This window comes from Bradyrhizobium sp. 195, from assembly GCF_023101665.1.
GTDB lineage: Bacteria > Pseudomonadota > Alphaproteobacteria > Rhizobiales > Xanthobacteraceae > Bradyrhizobium.
This window is the reverse complement of sequence record NZ_CP082161.1, coordinates 7,237,761-7,255,729: the sequence shown is the minus strand read 5'-3', so window position 1 is coordinate 7,255,729 and position 17,969 is coordinate 7,237,761. Positions and strand designations below refer to the sequence as shown.

Here is a 17,969-nt window from a genome sequence, read left to right as displayed (position 1 = left end):
TCAGCGTACTGGATGCCCCGGTCAAGCCGGGGCATGACAGTTGAGATTGAGGCGCGGTCCGGTGCGCATCACGCCCAAGGCGCGCGCCGCAGCTCACGCCACCGACGCTTTCACCTTCACTGGATGGACCGCACGGAAAGCGATCGCGATCCTGTTCCAGGCGTTTATCGCGCCGATCAGCATGGTCAGGTTCACCGTCTCGGCATCGGAGAACTGTGCGCGGACCTGCTGATAGACATCGTCGGGCGCGTGCGTCTCCGAAATCAGTGTCACCGACTCGGTCCAGGCCAGCGCCGCGCGCTCGCGGTCGGAATAGAGCGGAGACTCGCGCCAGGCGTTGAGCAGATAGATGCGCTGTTCGGTCTCGCCGCGCTTGCGGGCGTCTTCGGTGTGCATGTTGATGCAGAAGGCGCAGCCGTTGATCTGCGACGCCCGGATCTTGACGAGCTCGATCAGTGATTTCTCCAGTCCGGTAGACTGGATCTGCTCCTCCAGCGCCATCAGTGCTTTCATCGTATCAGGGGCGGCCTGGTAGAAGTTCATGCGGGGCTTCATGGTCGTTCTCCTTGCTTCCTACGGTTGATGTCAGTGGGCTCCGCCAGCCGAGGTCTGGCCGGGCTTCTTCAGGAAAAGGACGGCAGCCAAAGCCACGATCAGCGCCATGCCGAGCAGGTAGAATGTGTCGCTGAACGCGAAGATATAAGCCTGCTTCTGCACGATATGGCCAATCGCGACATAGGCACGATGCGCGGCGTCTGCACGGTCGAGGATGCCGTGATTGACGAAATACTGAGTGAGCTGTTCCAGCCGTGTACGGGTGGCCTGCTCGAACACCGAGACCGACTGCATCAGCACGTTGGAGTGATACTGCTCGCGCTTCGTCAGCACGGTCTGGAGCAGTGCGATGCCGACGGCGCCGCCGAGATTGCGCATCATGTTGAACAAGCCGGAGGCCGAACCCGCGTTCTCCGGCTCGATGCCTGCGGTTGCGACGGCCGACAGCGGCGCCATCACCAATGCTTGGCCGATGGCGCGAACGACATTTGGCCACAGCAGCTGGTCGGCGGCATAGTCGTTGGTCATATAGATGTTCATGAAGTTGGAAGCAGCGAACAGCACGAAGCCCACGCCGATGATCATCCGCGCGTCGAACCGCTGCATCAGGCGCGGCACGAGAGGGATCAGGAGGAGCTGCGGCAATCCGGTCCAGGCCAGCACCATGCCGATCTGCTCGGCATTGTAGCCCTGAATGCGAGCCAGATATTGCGGCAGGATGAACACGGAGCCGTAGAGTGCGATACCGAGCAGGAAATTTGCGAGCATGCCGAAGCCGAAGTTGCGGCGGACGAGCAGGCGCAGATTGAGCAGCGGCTGCTTCACCGTCAGTTCGATGATCAGGAAGGCGGTCAGTGCAACGGCTGCGATCACTGACAGCTTGACGATGAAGGGTGAGCCGAACCAGTCGTCCTTGTTGCCTTCCTCCAGCACGGTCTGGAGCGCCGAGAGCCCGATGGCCATGGTGATGATACCGGCCCAGTCGCCCTCGCGCAGGAGCGACAGCTTCACGGGCTTTGCGTCGAGCGCGTACCAGAGCATGCCGACCATAATCGCGCCGGGAACGAGGTTGACGTAAAAGATGTACTCCCAGCCGAAATTCTCGGTGAGATAGCCCCCGATGGTCGGACCGATCGCGGGCGCGAAGGTCGCCGACAACGCGAACAACGCAAGGCCGACCGGTTGTTTTCCCCGCGGTAGCAGCGTGATGATCAGCGTGAATGCCATCGGAATCAGAACGCCGCCGGTGAACCCCTGCACGGCGCGCAGCACGATCATCTGCGGCAGGTCCTGCGCCAGCGCGCACGCTGCCGACAGGACCAGGAACAGGATCGCGTTGGTGAGCAGATAGATGCGGATCGAGAACACCTGGGCGAGCCAGCCGGAGAGCGGGATCACCACGATCTCGGCGACCAGATAGGAGGTGGAAATCCAGCCGCCGTCGTCGATGCCGGCGCCGATCGCGCCCTGAATGTCGGCGAGCGAGGCGTTGACAATCTGGATGTTCAGCACCGCCATGAAAGCGCCGAGCGTGGCGCCGATCACCGCAATCCAGGTCTTTGCGGACACCGCCGGCGCGGCGGGCGCAGCGGAGGCGGAGAGACCGGTGGCGTTGACGGTCGGTTGCAGCGTGCTCATGGATTCAGCCGCCGTTCGCGCGAGACGTGGTGTCGGCCAGTCGCTTGGCCGTCTCGCGCTCGGCCAGCACCGCCTGCTTGGTGTTCACGGTCGGCACCGCCGACATGCCGGGGCGCAGCAGGCCGGTGAGGTTGTGGTCGTCGAGCACGATCTTGACTGGAACGCGCTGCACGATCTTGGTGAAATTGCCGGTGGCGTTGTCCGGCGGCAGCAGCGCGAATTCGAGCCCGCTCGCCGGCGACAGGCTGTCGACGTGGCCGCGCAGGGTCTTGTTGCGGAAGCTGTCGACGTGCAGTTCGACCGGCTGTCCCGGCCGCACATGCGTGAGCTGGGTTTCCTTGAAGTTCGCAACGACATAAACCGCATCGAGCGGCACGACCGCCATCAATTGCGTGCCGGCTTGCACGTATTGGCCGACCCGCAAGCTCCGGGCGCCCACCGTGCCGTCGACCGGCGCGGTGATCTCCGTATAAGACAGGTTCAGCGCCGCCTGCTGCGCGACCGCGCGGGCCCGTTCGAGCTGAGCGGTGGCCTGCGCGCGCTGGGTGGTGAGCACGTCGATCTTGCGCTGTGCGGCCAGAAGGCCGAATTTCGCGTGCTGCAATTGCGCGCTGCTGGCGCGCAGCGCCGCGTCGGTCTGCTGCGCGCGCTGGATGGTGCCGGAGCCCGACTTCATCAGATCGTCGTAGCGGGCACGCTCCTCCTGGGCGAATTTCAGATTGGCGTCGGCAGCGGTGACATCGGCCGTGCTTTGCTCGATGATCGGCTGCTGCAGTTCGAGCTGGGCATCGATATTGCGCACCGAAGCTTCGCCGGCGGCGACATCGGCGCGTGCCTGGTCGAGGGCAGCCTTGAAATCGCGGTCGTCGATCTTGGCCAGCGCCTGGCCTGCCCGAACCGTCTCGTTGTCGCCGACCAGCACCTTTGCGATGTAACCGGACACCTTTGGTGCGATGATCGTGGAGTCGGCCTTCACATAGGCATCGTCGGTGGATTCGAGGTAGCGGCCCGTTTTCAGGTAATCGTAGCCATAGTCGCCGGCCACCGCGATGCCGATCGCCAACGCCAGTCCGATCGCTGCTCGTCTGATCGCCTGCCGGGATGGGTACAGACCGATTTTGTTATTAGTTTCAGAGATATAAGAAGCGTTCGACATGGCATCCTCGGATTTCCCAGACGCCCGCTCAGAATCGTGCGCTGTTAACCCCTGAGATGCGCTGTCCCGGTCGTTGTGATAATCTTGGAATTTGTGGAAGCATTATCCAGCAATAGCGGATAATCTGAGCCTGTTGCCATGGATCGCTTCACCAGCCTCACCGCCTTCGTTCACGTGGTCGAAAACGGCGGCTTTTCCGCCGCCGCCCGCCGGCTCAACATGTCGACGACCATGGTGAGCAATCACGTCCAGGCGCTGGAGGACCGGCTCGGCGTGCGCCTGCTCAACCGCACCACGCGGAAGGTGAGCCTCACCGAAATCGGCAAGGCCTATTACGACCGCTCGACTCAGATCCTCGCCGATCTCGAACAGGCCGACGACATCGCGAGCGAATTGCAATCGATGCCGCGCGGCACTTTGCGCATCCACGTCGCCACGCACATGGTACCCTTCGTCGCGCCCGTTGCGGCAAAACTCCTGTCGGCCTATCCGGAGCTCAAGATCGATCTGCGCATGGGCGAAGCTGAGGTCGACCTCATCGAGGAGGGCTATGACGTCGCTCTGCGTATGACCTCGCCGCCGGACTCGAGTCTGATCGTTCGTAGCCTCGCCACCTGGCGCCACGTGCTGTGCTGCTCGCACGACTATCTCGAACGGCATGGTCGTGTGCAGAAGCTCGACGAGCTCGCAACACACAATTGCGCTCGGCATCTGAACTATCCCTTCGGCGACGATTGGAGCTTCTTCGATCGCAAGGGCTCGCCGGCATCGGTGCGCGTTTCCGGCAGCTTCATCACCAACAGCGGCGAAGCGTTGCGGAAGGTGGCGCTGGAGGGCGCGGCCGTCTGCCTGATGGCCGGCTTTCTTGTACAGGGCGATCTCGACGCTGGGCACCTCGTTCGGCTGCTGCCCGAATATCGCCCGGTCGAGATGTCGATGAACGCGGTCTATCCGCACCGGCATCATCTGTCGGCGAAGGTCCGGACCTTCATCGACATGCTCGTGCACCACAGCGCCGAGCAGCAGAAGCTGATCAACCCGTATTCATGAGCACTTTCGCCGGCGACTCCATGTCTCTCACAAAGTGAGTTGACATCGCCGGGGTATTTGGAACAATACAACCTAAGATATGAGTGATCCATTTTGGACCGAAGTGGTTCGGGCCCGATCCTGTTTCTTCGATGTGACGTTTCGTTCAGGCCGGCTTTGCGGCCTCCGCTTCTCCAGCTCTTGCTTTTCCATGTTTGACGCATCGACAGGCGGCAGGCAGATCGACGTTCGATTGCGTGAGAACTTCGTAGGGTTTGGCGGCATCATATTGCGGTGAAGCTGGACGGCTTGGCCATATCTGAACCGACAACCGCTGAAGGGAGCTTCGATGATTCTCGCCAGAACGGGATGGATTGCGGCTTTCCTGCTCGGCCTCATGGCAGCGGGCGGCGTGCAACCTTCTCTTGCCGCGGCCGACGATGAGTGGCCGGTCAAGAAAAGGCTGATCGGTGAGGACGGCGACAAGTCCAAGGATGTCAGTGGTATCGCCTGCACGACCGCAGATGGGTTTCCCCGTTCGTGCCTCGTCATCGACGACAATCTTCAGGGCGCCCAATACGTCGAATTGACCGAGGGCAAGCTTGTCGCCGGCAGCCCGGTCAAGTTGATCGACAACACGTTCAAGGACAAAGCGCTCGAGCTCGATGGCGAGGGCGTCGCCTTCTCCGGAGGGTACTTTTACGTCATCGGCTCGCATGGCCATCCGCGAGACAAGGACCACAAGCTCGATCCCAAGAAAGATGCCGACAAGATTCAGGCGAAGATCGCCGCAAGCAGCCAGATCGTCCGGTTCCGCACGACCGGTGAAGACGGCAGCGCGTCAGGCCTCGAGCGCACGCCGAGACTGAGAGACGTCATTGCGAGCGAACCGGCTCTGCTCCCCTTCGTGGACATGCGGCTGGAGGCCAACGGGCTGACGATCGAAGGCGTGGCGATCAAGGACGATCGGACCCTGCTCGCAGGTTTCCGGGGCCCCGTGCTGAACGGTAAATGCGCCGTCGTTCTGTCGGTCGAGGTGGCTTCCTTGTTTGGCAATGGAAAAAGCCCGGACCATCGCCTGTACCGGCTGCCGCTCGGCGACGGCCGCGGCGTGCGCGATCTCGCACCATTCGGGGATCGCATCCTCGTCCTGGCAGGTCCGGCTGCGGACGGACCCGGGTTCTATGCCGTTTACGCCTGGGACGGCGCGTCAGAGTCTGTCGAACTGTTGAAGGACTTGCCGTTTGATCCGAAGCGAAAGCCGGAGGGGCTCCTGCCGCTGGACAAGACGTCAACCGGACTACGAGTCCTGATCGTGTTCGACGGCGACAAGGAAGGTGCGCCCACCCCGATCGAAATATCGGGATCGGGGCCGCGATCTTCATCGTGTCCCGCCGTATAGGCGTTTTGAAAGCCCGCGCCCCCGCACTGTTCTTCAACCGGTGGCGCGCATCTTTGCCGGCGATGGCGTGTGGAGTTCATTAAACAGCCGCTCGACCTCTGTCTTCACCTTCCCGATCGCGGTGTCCTTGACGGGGCCGTAGCCGCGGATCTCCATCGGCGCCTTTGCAATGGCGATGAGATCTGGAAGAGGCGCCGTATCGAGCGCGCCGAGCATTCGTTCGATCAGGCCTTCATACCACGCGATCAGTTCGCGCTCGGTGCGCCGTTCCGCGGTGTAACCGAACGGATCGAACGGCGTTCCGCGCAGCACCTTCAGGCGCGCGAGCATGGTCAGAGGGGTCTGGATCCACTGACTGAAGGCGCGTTTGCGCGGGCGTCCACGGGCGTCGCGCCGCGATGGCAGGAACGGCGGGGCGAGGTGATATTGGATTTTGAAGCCATCCTCGAATTCGCGTTTCAGTTCATCAAGGAATCCGGCTTGCATGTGCAGCCGCGCCACCTCGTATTCGTCCTTATAGGCCATCAGCTTGAACAGGGCGCGTGCGACTGCCTCGGTCAGAGCCTCGCTGTTCAGAACAGCTTCGGCACCGCGGACCCTTGCGAGGGTCGTCCGGTAGCGTGCCGCATAGATGCTGTCCTGATAGGCGGTGAGAAAGTCGGCGCGACGGTCGATGATCTGGTCGAGCGTCTCGGCTGCGAGCGCTTCGTTCACCTTCGGCAGGAAGGCCGGATCGGAAGCCGCGATCCGGCCCCAGGCAAAGGCCTGCTTGTTGTGCTCGACAGCGACGCCGTTGAGCTCGATCGCGCGCAGCAGCGCCTCTAGCGAAATCGGGACCAGCCCACGCTGCCAGGCAAAACCGAGCATGATGATATTGGCATAGACGGCATCGCCGAGCAGCCGCTCGGCCAGCGCGTTGGCATTGATCGTGCCGAGATTGTCTTCACCGACGACCCAGCCGATCGCGCGCAGGCGGGCGGGCGAGGCGAGGTCGGCGTCGCGAAACCGGACGACGTCGCCGGTCGGCATTTCCGCAGTATTGACCGCGGCCCGCGTGCCCTTCCGGAAGGTGCCGGACGCCTTTGGCGAAGAGCTGACGACGAGATCGCAGCCGATCAGCGCGTCGGCCGCGCCCTGGTCGATGCGCACCTGGTGCAGGGCCTCGGGACTTGGTGCAATCCGGATATAGCTCAGCACAGGCCCGAACTTCTGCGCAAAGCCGGTGAAGTCCAGCACCGAGACGCCGCGACCTTCGAGGTGGGCGGCCATGCCGATCAGCGCGCCGACGGTGATCACGCCGGTGCCGCCGACGCCGGTCACCAGCAGATCGTGGGGACGCTCGAGCGTTGCGGTCGCGGGCAGAGGAAGCGTTGCGGCGTGGCCGACCGCGTCGATCTGGCTCGCAGTCTTTTTCCGACGCGTCGCGCCTTCGACGGTGACGAAGCTTGGGCAGAAGCCGTTGAGGCAGGAAAAATCCTTGTTGCAGGATGAGAGGTTGATCTGGCGCTTGCGGCCGAACGCTGTCTCCTTCGGCTCGACGCTGAGGCAGTTGGATTCCACCGAGCAGTCGCCGCAGCCTTCGCAGACGAGATCGTTGATATAGGCGAAACGCTTGGGGTCGGCCATCTGCCCGCGCTTGCGCCGGCGTCGCTTCTCCGTGGCGCAGGTCTGCTGATAGATCAGGACCGAGACGCCGGAGACCTCGCGCAACTCACGCTGCACGGCATCCATCTCCTCGCGCGGATGGATGGTGACGCCGGCTGGCAGGTCGGCAGGCGAGAACTGCGCGGGATCATCCGAGACCAGCGCGATGCGCGTCACGCCTTCGGCGCGGACGCTGTGCGCGATCGCCTGGACACTGACGGGACCGTCGACCGGCTGGCCGCCGGTCATGGCGACGGCATCGTTGAACAGGATTTTGTAGGTGATATTGGCCTTGGCCGCGATCGCCTGCCGGATCGCCATCGAGCCGGAGTGGTAGTAGGTGCCTTCGCCGAGGTTCTGGAAAATGTGCTTGTGGCCGGTGAATCTCGACGAAGCCGCCCAATTCACGCCTTCACCGCCCATCTGGATCAGAGACGAGGTCTCGCGGTCCATCCAGCTTGCCATGAAATGGCAGCCGATGCCGGCCAGTGCCTTCGATCCCTCTGGCACTTTCGTCGAGGTGTTGTGCGGGCAACCCGAGCAGAAATAGGGCGTGCGCGTTGCGCCTGAGACATTGATGGTGCGTGCGGCCTCCGGCAGGAGCGCGGCTGCGCGCGCGGCGAGATTGAGTCCCGGGAACATCGGATCGAGCCGGCGCGCCAGCACGCCCGCCAGCGCGCGCGGCGACAATTCGCCGATCCAGGAAATCAGCCGCGCGCCGGTCTCGTCGTGCTTGCCCACCATGCGTTCGGGTTTGCTGCCGGGATAATCATAGAAATATTCCTTGAACTGGCTCTCGATGATGCCGCGTTTCTCCTCGACCACGAGGATCTCGCGCTTGCCCTTCACGAAATCCATGGCGTCATGCAACGCCAGCGGCCAGACCATGCCGACCTTGTAGACGTCGATGCCGATGCTGCGGCAGGCGGCTTCATCGAGGCCCATCAGCCGCAGCGCTTCCATCAAATCGAGATGCGCCTTGCCTGTCGTGACGATGCCGTAGGTTGCGTCCGGGATGTCGTAGATGTGGCGATCGATCGGGTTGGCCTTGGCGAAGGCATAGACGGCGTGCTTCTTCGCCTCCAGCCGCTCCTCGATCTGCGGGCCCGGCAGGTCGGGCCAGCGATAGTGCAGGCCGCCTGGCGGCGGCGTGAAGTCGGGCATGCGGAAGCTTCGGGGCGAGCCCAACTCGACGGAGGCGCCCGATTCGACGATCTCCGAGATCGCCTTGAAGCCGACCCACATGCCGGAGAAGCGGCTGAGCGCGTAGCCGTATTCGCCGAATTCGAGATATTCGCCGACGCTTGCAGGATGCAGCGTCGGCATGAACCAGCTCATGAAGGCGACGTCGGACTGGTGCGGCATCGAGGAGGAGACGCAGCCATGGTCGTCGCCGGCGACCACCAGCACGCCGCCATGCGGCGACGAACCATAGGCATTGCCGTGCTTGAGCGCGTCGCCGGAGCGATCGACGCCCGGGCCCTTGCCGTACCAGAGGCCGAACACGCCATCGACCTCGCGGTCGCCTTGCGTTTCGACCTGCTGCGAGCCGAGCACCGCGGTCGCGGCGAGGTCCTCGTTCACGGCGGGGAGGAATTCGATGCGGTCCCGCTTCAAACGTTCCTGGATGCGCCAGAGTTCGAGATCGATGCCGCCGAGCGGCGAGCCGCGATAGCCGGAGATGAAACCGGCGGTGTTCAGCCCACGCGCGCGGTCGCGCCTCGCCTGATCGAGCGCGATGCGAACGATGGCCTGCGTCCCCGTGAGAAAGACACGGCCGTGCTCGCGATCGTAGCGATCGGACAGTTCATAGGGGTCGAGTGACGGAATGGCGTCCATGCGGACCTCCCGCGGCACCTGCATGGGGGAAGGTTAGGCCCGGGCGGCTGGTAGGTCTTACCTATCTTTCCTGACAGGCTGGCCATTCTGGTAGATTTTCCCGATTTGTCCTATAATTCGGTAGAACGATCCGATTTGGTGAAATCCATGATTGAAGAGCAGGACACGCGGATTCTTGCGCACCTCCAGAAGGACGGCCGCGCCACCAACCAGCAACTGGCGGACGAGGTCGGCATGTCCACCTCGGCCTGCTGGCGCAGGGTACGCGCGCTGGAGGAGGCCGGGGTCATTCAGGGCTACGCGGCATTGGTCGCGCGCGAGCAGGCGGGCTTTGCGATGTCGGCCATCCTCCACGTCTCACTTGAGCGGCACGATGCCAAATTCGTCGACGAGTTTGTGTCCCGCGTCACCAAACGTCGCGAGGTGCTGGAGTGCTTTGCGACCACGGGTGATGCTGATTATCATCTGCGCGTCGTCGTGCAGGACATGGCCGCCTACAACCGCTTCCTCGACGAGTTCATGTTCCGCATCCCCGGCATCCGTTACGTCCGCAGCAATGTGGTGCTGAAGGAGATCAAGACCGGCGTGGCGCTGCCGTTTTGAAGGAGATTGTAGGATGGGTAGAGCGATAGCGAAACCCATCGCGCTCTTTCCGCGACGAACTGACGTGATGGGTTTCGCTGCGCTCTACCCATCCTACGTCAAGATCACCGCCCCTCCCGCACAAACCTGTTTCGCAACGTCCCGACACCGCTGATGTCGATCTCCACGACGTCACCATGCTTGATATCCGGCGAGGCGCCGTCGGTGCCCATCCAGATCACGTCGCCGGGCCATAGCGTGAAATATTTGGTCAGCTCGACCAGGAACGGCACCACGCCGAAGATCATGTCGTTGGTCGCGAAGCGGTTGGTTTCCTTGCCGTTGACCCGGACGGTCGTTTCCATCTTGTCGAGATCAGCCTCGGTCTCGATCCACGGTCCCATCGGCTTGAACGTGTCGGCGTTCTTTGATCTCCACAGACCGCGATCGACCTTCTGCCAGCTTCGTTCGCTGACGTCGTTGCCGACAGTGTAGCCGAACACGCAATCCATCGCGTTCGCTTCGGTGAGATGCTTCACCTTCTTGCCGATGACGACGACGAGCTCGCCTTCATAATGGATCTTCTCCGTCGCAAAAGACGGGATCACCACGTCCTCGTCATGCGCGATCAGTGCGTTCTGGGCGCGATAGCCGATCTCGGGACGGTCTGGCACGGCCGGCACGGTGCCAGCCTTGTCGGCGGCTTCCTTCAAGTGCTTGAGATAATTGAGACCGACGCAATAGAAGGTGCGGGGGATCAGCGGCAGCTCGATCTTGACCTCTGACAGAGGATGCGTGCGCGAGCTGCGCTGCCATTCGCCGAAGGGATCGCCGTCGACCGCGATCACCCGGTCGCCTTCGATGATTCCCCATGACGTCTTGCTCGAGGCGGTGAATTTCAGCCAGCGCATCTCGTACCTCGTCGTTATTCCGCGGCATCGCGCGGCTGCGCCTTCCAGGCGCCGGCAGCCGGTCGCTTGAGCCCGAGATTTTCCCGCAAGGTCTTGCCGCGATAGTCCTTCTGAAACAGGCCGCGGCGCTGCAGCTCCGGTACGACATGCCGAACGAAATCGGCGTAGGAGCCGGGCACATAGGTCGCGGCGATGACAAAGCCGTCGCAGCCGCGCTCGACGAACATTTCTTCGAATTTGTCCGCGATCTCCTTGGGGCCGCCGACCATCGCGTCCTGGACCTGGCCGCGGCCGGAGAAGGTGACGAAGTCGCGCGCACTGGGATTGCTCTTGCCGGAAGCCTTCAGCACGCCGTCGCGGATGCCCAGAATGCCTTGCATACTCTTCAGCTCTTCGGTCGTCAGCGGCTCGTCGAGGTCCTTGGAGGCGAAATCGTAATTGAGCGCTTCGGCGAGCAGCGACAGCGCGTCGATCTGCAGCGGCAGCTTGTTGATCAGCGCCATCTTGTCCTCGGCCTCGGCCTTGGTCGCGGCGCAGACCGGCGTCGTCAAATTGCAGAGGAACATCTGGTCGGGATCGCGGCCAGCCTTGGCGGCTTCGTTACGCACGGACGCATAGCCTTCCTTGGCGGCAGTGAGATTGCGCGCGGCGGTGAAGATCACCTCGCCCCATCGCCCGGCAAAGCGCTGGCCGCGACCGGATGCGCCGGCCTGGATGATCACGGGATGGCCCTGATCCGAGCGCGGAACGGTGAATGGCCCGCGCGACTTGAAGGCTGGTCCCTTGTGGTCGAGCCGCTTCACCTTGGTCGGATCAGCAAAGCGGCCGCTTTGCTTGTCCATGATGAGCGCGCCGTCTTCCCAGGTGTCCCAGTGACCGAGCACCACTTCCATGAACTCGTCGGCGCGGTCATAGCGGGAATCGTGTTCGGGATGCGAATCCCGGCCCATGTTGAGAGCTTCACCGTCATTGAGCGAGGTGACGACGTTCCAGCCCGCGCGTCCGCCCGACATCAGGTCGAGCGTTGCGAAGCGGCGGGCGACGTCGAACGGCTCGTAATAAGTGGTCGAGCAGGTCGCGCCAAGGCCCAGCTTCTCGGTGACCATGCCCATCGTGGTCAGCACGATCAGCGGATCCATCTTCACGCAGCGGATGCCGTATTCGACCGTGTGGGCGTGCTCGTTGCCGTAGCGGTCCGGCATTGCCAGGCGATCGTCGAAGAAGGCCATGTGGAATTTGCCGGCTTCGAGGATCTTGGCGATCTCCTGATAATAGTCCGCCGACATCGAATCGTCGCGCGAGTCCGGATGGCGCCAGGAGCTCGGCAAATTGGTGCAGTTCTGCGCCTGGAGGAAGCCAACCAGGATCATCTGTCGCGTCATGCTGCTGTTCTCCAAATTCCGTCAGGCCAGATCGAGCACTGTTTCGAGCCGGTACTCCCGCGCCAGCACGCGCAGCTTTTCCCAAGTCGCATCCTCGACCTCGATGCCGTCGCGCAGGCGCTGCAGTTCGCGCAGGCCCTCGATCTCGCCGGGATAGAACACGCCGTTGCTGCCCTCGGACGGCGGTGTCGATTTCAGATAACGCGCGAATTCGGCGACCTCGCGCTTGAAGTCCTTCAGCGGGCGGAATGCGGCGACGTTGAACACCGCCATGAAGCATCCGTCGTTGTGTCGCCCCGTGGGCTCGACGCCGAAGCCGAGGCCGGTGAGCAGGCCGCACAGCACCTCGACCATGGCGGCAAGACCGCTGCCCTTGTAACCCTCGGTGCCGCCGAGCGGCAGCAGCGCGCCGCCCTTGCGGTATTGGGCCGGGTCGGTGGTGTGACGTCCCTCGGCATCAATGATCCAGCCCGTCGGAATCTCCTCACCGCGCGTGACCGCAAGCTGGATCTTGCCGGCAGCGACCGCCGAGGTCGCCATGTCGAGATAGAACGGCGCATCGAGATCGGACGGCACCGCGATCGAGATCGGGTTGGTGCCGAGTCGCGCCTCCTTGCCCCCGAACGGAGCCACATGCTTCGGCGAGCGGCCGGAATCAGCGGTCGCGATCCCGATCATCCCTGCGCGCATCGCCATCAGCGGATAGGCGGCGAGGCGGCCGACATGGCTCTGCCGAAACACCGTGCAGGCGGCGACGTTCGCCGTCTTCGCCTTCTCGATCGTCAGCGCCATCGCTTTGGCGTTGACGTGGAAGCCAAATCCCCAATGGCCGTCGATCACGGTCGTGGTCGGCGACTCCTGGACGATGGTCCATTCGGCGCCGGGGACGATGTGCCCGGCCTTGATCCGGTCGATATAGGTGGGAACAGCGATCACGCCGTGCGAGTCATGACCGGCGAGATTGGCGTTGACGCAGCCGGTCGCCACCGCGTCGGCCTCTTCCTCGGAAGCTCCGGCAGCACGGAGCAGGGCGGCGCTGATGCGCGTGAGGCGATCGGCTCTGACGACCGGCATGGCGTTCCCTTGGCCTGGTGCCCTTAACGGGCTTGCTTGTTGGCTGCCATCGTCTCAAAGCGCCGCCGCGATATCAATCTCCCGTAAACCAATACAGGGCTGCAAATTCGTAAAGAGAGCGCGCCTTTGGTCGAACATTCGTCCGGTGCGGCGGTATTTTCGACAGTTTGGCGCCCCTCGTTCGCAGCTCGTTCACTTTGATCGACGGTTTGCGGCGCGCAATAACGACCACTTAGGCGATCGCGCTTCATAAGGGCAGCCGGGAGAAATAGGCAGAAATGCCCGGGAGCTGAGATCGTGCCGACGACACTCGCGCGCACCTTTGCGGCGTTGAGCGCCATTAACGAAGCGATCCTCTACGCGAAATCGCCGGACGAGCTGTACCAGAAGGTCTGCGACGCCGGGTTTTCGAGCGGGGATTTTTTGGCGGTCGCCGTGTTCCTGGTGGGACCGGATGGGCGGCGGCTGTGCTTTGCGGCCGGTCGCGGCGACGACATTCCACGGCTGCGCTCCCTCGTGATCACGACGGAAGCCGGTACACCTGAAGGCTCGGGTGTCGGTGGCGAGGCGTTTCGCGATCAGAAGCTGTGCGTCAGCAACGATTATCTGAACGACCCGCGCTCGCTGGCATGGCGCGCGGGCGCGGCTTCGGCCGCCATCGGCGCGGCTGCGGCGCTGCCGCTGCTCTGCAACGGCAAAAGCGTCGGCGTGTTGTTGGTGACCCGTCGCGAGGCCAATTCGTTCAACGACCCGATGGTCTCGCTGTTCGAGCGCATGTCGGCCAACATTTCCTATGCGCTGGATAATTTCGCGCGCGAGACCGCGCAGCAGGCCAGCGAACGGACGGCGCGGCGGCTCAACCGCATGTTCGGCGCCCTCAGCGCCACCAACGAAGCAATCCTGAGTGCCAAGACCGAGCAGGAGCTGTACCAGCTCGTATGCGACGCGTCCGTCCATGGCGGCAAGTCGCTCGCAACGGTCGTCCTGCTGAAGGAGCAGGAATCCCACTGGCTGAAACCCGTCGCCGGCACGGGCCAGAATCTGGAGCTCGTTGCCCAGACCCAATATTCCGTCGATGCCGCCAATCCCTATGGCCGTGGAATCTCCGGCACGGTCTTTCGCAGCCAAAAAGCCCCTCGTCGAGGACGACCTCGTCAGCCGCACCAAGGGAACGCTGTGGGAGCAAGCCAATATCAATACGGGCGTCGCAGCCCTCGTCGCGGCTCCGTTGATCAAATATGGCAAGAGCGTCGGCATTATTCTGTTCTTCATCAGCAAGTCCTGGGCCAAGGACGAGGAAGTCGTCGCGCTCCTGATGCGCATGGCGGAGAACGTCTCGTTCGCAATCGAGAACTTCGACCGGGAGTCCGAAAAGGCCAGAATCGCCGCGGAAGAGGAACGGCTGGCGCGCATGTATGCGGCGCTCAGCGCTACCAACGAGGCGATCATCCGGGCGACGTCGCGTGCCGAGCTGTTCGATCTCGTATGCGAAGCTTCGTTCCAGGGCGGCAAGTTCGGCTCTGCGACGATCGCGCTCGCCGAGCCTGCCTCCGAAATGCTGCGCGTCGTCGCTTCCGCAGGACCGAACTCCGACGAAGTGCGCAGGCTCAAATTTGCAACGACGGACACGGTGCCGGAAGGGCGAGGCCTGACCGGCACGTGTTTCCGCACCAGAAAGCCCTGCCTGACCAACGACCTGCTGTCCGATGACCGCCTCAAGCCGTGGCACGACAGCGCGCGCCGGACCGGCATCAAGTCCTCCGCTGCGTTGCCGTTGCTCAACGGCGATCGTGCCGAAGGCGTGTTCCTGTTCAATTCCCTCGAGATCGGCACGTTCACGCCCGAGTTGGTCGAACTGCTGGAACGTCTTGCGCGCAACGTGTCGTTTGCGATCGCAAATCTCGACCGCTCCGAGGAGAAGGCGAAGGCCGACAAGCAGCGAGACCGGCTGAGCGGCATGTTTGAAGCGTTGAGCGCCACCAACGAAGCCATCATGCGCGCCGAGACTCGCGAGGAGCTGTTCGACGTCGCATGTCAGGCGGCCGTGCTCGGCGGTATGTTCGCCTCGGCGACGATTGGAATCATCGACGAGACATGTGATCTGGTCCGGGTCGTCGCCGTGAAGGGGCGTCTCCAGGAGCGAATGGTCGGACGCAGCTGTGCGATTTCCCCGGATCACCCCGAGGGCCAGGGAATCATCGGAATCTCGGTGCGGACGCGTCGGCCCAGTGTCATCAACGACTATATGCACGATCCCCGCTCGGCACACTGGCACTCCAAGGCAGTCGAGGACGGGACCCGTGCCGCTGCAAGCTTCCCGCTTTTGCGCGCCGGCCTGGAGCCGATCGGCATCCTCCTGTTTCTTGCTCCGGAGGAAGACACATTCACGCCCGATCTGGTCGAGCTGCTGGCCCGTCTCGCGGAAAACGTCTCGTTTGCGCTCGACAATTTCGATCGCGCTGAAGAAAAGGCCCGCACCGAGGCGCAGAAGGAGCGGCTGACGCGCATGTTCGCGGCCTTGAGCGCGACCAACGAGGCGATCATGCGGGCGAAGTCGCGCGCCGAGCTGTTCGACCTCGTGTGCCTTGCGGCGTCGAACGGCGCCAAGTTCACCTCGACCACGATCGCGCTGGCCAGGGCCGGCACCGACCAGCTCGAGATCGTGGCCGCCGCCGGTCCGTCCGCCGACACGACACGCAACGTCCGTCTCTCCATCGATCCCGAGCGCCCCGAAGGTCGGGGGATGGCCGGCACGGCGTTCCGCACGCGCCAGCCCTGCATCAGCAACGACTATCTCACCGACCAGCGCGTGAGTGCCTTCCACGCCGTCGTTCGGGGCGATGGTGCGCGCTCGGGCGCGGCGATCCCGCTCATTGTTCACGACATGGCCGTCGGCGTCATGATCTACATGTCGACCGAAAAGGATACCTTCACGACTGAGTTCGTCGAGCTGTTGCAGCGCCTCGCCGACAACGTCGCCTTCGCGATGGAGAATTTCGATCGCGCGGACGAGAAGAACGAGGCGGACGAGCGGATCGAGTACCTCGCCTCGCATGACAGCCTGACGGACCTTCCGAACCGCGAAACCTTCAACGGGCTTTTGCGCAAGGCGATCGACGTGGCCGAGCATCACGACCACCGCTTTGCGGTGCTGTTCATCGACCTCGACCGTTTCAAGGTCATCAACGATTCGCTGGGGCATGAGGCCGGCGACCTGCTCTTGCTCGAAGTGGCGAACCGCTTGCGCGGCGCGTTGCGGACCAGCGACGTGGTGGCGCGGCTCGGAGGCGACGAGTTCGTGGTGATCCTCGATCAATGCGGCGAGATCGATGACGTCCAGCGGATCGCGACCGGGCTCCTGACGGCACTGGCCGAGCCCATGGAGCTGGCCGGGCACGAGTGCCACACCACGGCTTCGATCGGCATCGCGATGTATCCGGCCAACGGTTCCGATGCGCAGACGCTGACAAAGAACGCCGACATGGCGATGTATCTTGCCAAGGAAGACGGCAAGAACGGCTGCCGCTTCTTCTCCAAGGAAGTGAAGACGCAATCGATCGAACGGCTCTCGCTGGAGAGCGCGCTGCGCCGGGCGCTGGAGCGCGGGCAGTTCTCCTTGAACTACCAGCCCAAGGTGGAGATGGAGACCGGCCAGATCACCGGCGTGGAAGCGTTGCTGCGCTGGACGCATCCTGACCTCGGCAGCGTCTCGCCGGCGCAGTTCATTCCGCTTGCGGAGGAAACCGGGCTGATCGTGCCGATCGGCCGCTGGGTCCTCAACGAGGCCTGCGCCCAGGCCATGGCCTGGCAGCGCCGCGGCCTGTTGCCGCTGTCGATGGCGGTCAACCTATCGCCGCGTCAGTTCGCCGACGAGCATCTGTTGCAGGACGTCGACGAGGCGCTGGCCGCCAGCGGCATGTCGCCGGCGCTGCTCCAGCTCGAGGTCACCGAGAGCATGATGATGCGCAATGTCGGCCGCGCGCTCAAGGTGCTCGACGCCATCCAGAGCCGCGGCATTCGTCTTGCCATCGACGATTTCGGTACCGGCTATTCGTCGATGTCGCTGATGAAGCATTTCCCGATCGACACCATCAAGATCGACCGCTCCTTCGTGCGGGACCTGCCGCAGGATTCGGAAGACCAGGCAATCGCGCAAGCGATCATCAGCATGGGCAAGGCGCTCGGCATGACCGTCGTCGCCGAAGGCGTCGAGAACGTCGAGCAGGAGGCGTTCCTGCGCAGCCATGGCTGCGATGAGATGCAGGGCTTCCTCATCTCCAAGCCCTTGCCGGCGCGGCAGATGGCCGAGCTGCTTCGGCCCATGGTTCTGCCTGTCGCGCCGCCGCTCCAGCCGGAGCCGGACGCTGCAGTCACGGAAGCTGCGGCGTCACGGCTGAAACGCGCTGTCGTCTGACGGCTGAGGATGCAGCTCGCGGACGTCTTGTTCGCCGCCCTCGAGCTTGCTCGGAAAGTCCTGAGGTCCGGTCAGCGAGGTCTGCTCGACGAACAGCGCGAGAATCGTGCGCGCGCCCTCGGCGAAGCTCGACCCGTCGTTCAAGCCGAGCTCGGCGCACCATGCGCAACCCATCGGCTCATTGTCGTCAAACACCGCCATCGCAGGACCCCACCACCAGGCAGGCGCGGGCGAGCGCTCGTCCGCGGGCACGACCTGCCAGCGGGCGAATTCTTCCATCACGCGCTCGAACTCCAGGCGTGCAGCCTGATGCATGCGGTCGATACTCCCTAAATCCACGCCC

The 17,969-nt window shown here is 63.4% G+C and carries 11 protein-coding genes and 1 pseudogene; 4 read left to right on the top strand and 8 right to left on the bottom strand.

Features of this window, described 5'->3' with window-relative positions:
• Window positions 1–93: 93 nt before the first annotated feature.
• The 3 genes from IVB26_RS33845 to IVB26_RS33835 are packed head-to-tail and all read right to left on the bottom strand — an operon-like array spanning window position 94 to window position 3,349.
• Entirely contained in the window at window positions 94–555 is a 462-nt protein-coding gene (locus tag IVB26_RS33845) for a carboxymuconolactone decarboxylase family protein (protein WP_247969301.1), read from the bottom strand.
• 30 nt (window positions 556–585) lie between these two features.
• Entirely contained in the window at window positions 586–2,193 is a 1,608-nt protein-coding gene (locus IVB26_RS33840; RefSeq protein ID WP_247969300.1) for an MDR family MFS transporter, read from the bottom strand.
• 4 nt (window positions 2,194–2,197) lie between these two features.
• The gene (locus IVB26_RS33835; RefSeq protein ID WP_247969299.1) at window positions 2,198–3,349 is read right to left on the bottom strand and encodes an HlyD family secretion protein; all 1,152 of its coding nucleotides are present in this window, start codon (window positions 3,347–3,349) and stop codon (window positions 2,198–2,200) included.
• Window positions 3,350–3,487: 138 nt separating this feature from the next.
• Here IVB26_RS33835 and IVB26_RS33830 point away from each other — a divergent pair, with 138 nt between their 5' ends.
• The gene (locus IVB26_RS33830; RefSeq protein ID WP_247969298.1) at window positions 3,488–4,399 is read left to right on the top strand and encodes a LysR family transcriptional regulator; all 912 of its coding nucleotides are present in this window, start codon (window positions 3,488–3,490) and stop codon (window positions 4,397–4,399) included.
• Between the two features lie 328 nt (window positions 4,400–4,727).
• Window positions 4,728–5,780 carry a DUF3616 domain-containing protein gene (locus tag IVB26_RS33825; protein ID WP_247969297.1) on the top strand — a complete coding sequence of 351 codons (1,053 nt, stop codon included), beginning with the start codon at window positions 4,728–4,730 and terminating at the stop codon, window positions 5,778–5,780.
• Window positions 5,781–5,813: 33 nt separating this feature from the next.
• Here the strand turns inward: IVB26_RS33825 and IVB26_RS33820 are convergent, their stop codons facing one another.
• On the bottom strand, window positions 5,814–9,263 hold the full coding sequence (locus IVB26_RS33820; RefSeq protein ID WP_247969296.1) for an indolepyruvate ferredoxin oxidoreductase family protein: 3,450 nt from the start codon (window positions 9,261–9,263) through the stop codon (window positions 5,814–5,816).
• A gap of 147 nt (window positions 9,264–9,410) precedes the next feature.
• Between IVB26_RS33820 and IVB26_RS33815 the strand changes: the two genes are divergently transcribed.
• Window positions 9,411–9,866 carry an Lrp/AsnC family transcriptional regulator gene (locus IVB26_RS33815; RefSeq protein ID WP_247321235.1) on the top strand — a complete coding sequence of 152 codons (456 nt, stop codon included), beginning with the start codon at window positions 9,411–9,413 and terminating at the stop codon, window positions 9,864–9,866.
• 104 nt (window positions 9,867–9,970) lie between these two features.
• Here IVB26_RS33815 and IVB26_RS33810 read toward each other — a convergent pair whose 3' ends face one another.
• The 3 genes from IVB26_RS33810 to IVB26_RS33800 are packed head-to-tail and all read right to left on the bottom strand — an operon-like array spanning window position 9,971 to window position 13,212.
• Window positions 9,971–10,756: a fumarylacetoacetate hydrolase family protein gene (locus tag IVB26_RS33810; protein WP_247969295.1), complete on the bottom strand. Its 786-nt coding sequence runs from the start codon at window positions 10,754–10,756 to the stop codon at window positions 9,971–9,973.
• A gap of 14 nt (window positions 10,757–10,770) precedes the next feature.
• Window positions 10,771–12,138 carry an LLM class flavin-dependent oxidoreductase gene (locus IVB26_RS33805; protein WP_247969294.1) on the bottom strand — a complete coding sequence of 456 codons (1,368 nt, stop codon included), beginning with the start codon at window positions 12,136–12,138 and terminating at the stop codon, window positions 10,771–10,773.
• Between the two features lie 21 nt (window positions 12,139–12,159).
• Window positions 12,160–13,212, bottom strand: coding sequence for an Ldh family oxidoreductase (locus tag IVB26_RS33800; protein WP_247969293.1), 1,053 nt, complete (start codon window positions 13,210–13,212; stop codon window positions 12,160–12,162).
• Between the two features lie 297 nt (window positions 13,213–13,509).
• Here IVB26_RS33800 and IVB26_RS33795 point away from each other — a divergent pair.
• Window positions 13,510–17,626: pseudogene (locus IVB26_RS33795) on the top strand (bifunctional diguanylate cyclase/phosphodiesterase).
• Here the strand turns inward: IVB26_RS33795 and IVB26_RS33790 are convergent.
• Window positions 17,600–17,941, bottom strand: a complete 342-nt coding sequence (locus tag IVB26_RS33790; RefSeq protein WP_247973341.1) for a hypothetical protein — start codon at window positions 17,939–17,941, stop codon at window positions 17,600–17,602. The pseudogene IVB26_RS33795 and the gene IVB26_RS33790 sit on opposite strands and share 27 nt — an antisense overlap.
• Between the last annotated feature and the right edge of the window lie 28 nt (window positions 17,942–17,969).

Bases quoted from the DNA above. Each gene is read 5' to 3' on its own strand.
- IVB26_RS33845 (WP_247969301.1), bottom strand. From the start codon at position 555: ATGAAGCCCCGCATGAACTTCTACCAGGCCGCCCCTGATACGATGAAA.
- IVB26_RS33840 (WP_247969300.1), bottom strand. From the start codon at position 2,193: ATGAGCACGCTGCAACCGACCGTCAACGCCACCGGTCTCTCCGCCTCC.
- IVB26_RS33835 (WP_247969299.1), bottom strand. From the start codon at position 3,349: ATGTCGAACGCTTCTTATATCTCTGAAACTAATAACAAAATCGGTCTG.
- IVB26_RS33830 (WP_247969298.1), top strand. From the start codon at position 3,488: ATGGATCGCTTCACCAGCCTCACCGCCTTCGTTCACGTGGTCGAAAAC.
- IVB26_RS33825 (WP_247969297.1), top strand. From the start codon at position 4,728: ATGATTCTCGCCAGAACGGGATGGATTGCGGCTTTCCTGCTCGGCCTC.
- IVB26_RS33820 (WP_247969296.1), bottom strand. From the start codon at position 9,263: ATGGACGCCATTCCGTCACTCGACCCCTATGAACTGTCCGATCGCTAC.
- IVB26_RS33815 (WP_247321235.1), top strand. From the start codon at position 9,411: ATGATTGAAGAGCAGGACACGCGGATTCTTGCGCACCTCCAGAAGGAC.
- IVB26_RS33810 (WP_247969295.1), bottom strand. From the start codon at position 10,756: ATGCGCTGGCTGAAATTCACCGCCTCGAGCAAGACGTCATGGGGAATC.
- IVB26_RS33805 (WP_247969294.1), bottom strand. From the start codon at position 12,138: ATGACGCGACAGATGATCCTGGTTGGCTTCCTCCAGGCGCAGAACTGC.
- IVB26_RS33800 (WP_247969293.1), bottom strand. From the start codon at position 13,212: ATGCCGGTCGTCAGAGCCGATCGCCTCACGCGCATCAGCGCCGCCCTG.
- IVB26_RS33790 (WP_247973341.1), bottom strand. From the start codon at position 17,941: ATGCATCAGGCTGCACGCCTGGAGTTCGAGCGCGTGATGGAAGAATTC.